This window comes from Gardnerella vaginalis (assembly GCF_001546485.1).
GTDB lineage: Bacteria > Actinomycetota > Actinomycetes > Actinomycetales > Bifidobacteriaceae > Bifidobacterium > Bifidobacterium vaginale_D.
Genome location: NZ_KQ956870.1, coordinates 82,629 through 82,907, shown reverse-complemented (window position 1 = coordinate 82,907; position 279 = coordinate 82,629).

Genomic DNA, 279 nt, shown 5'->3' with positions numbered 1-279 from the left:
AAATTAGCTTCTACCATTCTTGATATAATTGAGAAAGCATTGCGGGAATACTATCAGACGTTGAAAATTAGCTTCTACCATTCTTGATATAATTGTGGTATTTCAACGGTTATCGTTGATATTGTTGAAAATTAGCTTCTACCATTCTTGATATAATTGTTTCTTACCTGTACTGCTGCTGTAGGATGGTTGAAAATTAGCTTCTACCATTCTTGATATAATTGCATATACTCAGCGTTCAAATACAAGTGTGTTGAAAATTAGCTTCTACCATTCTTG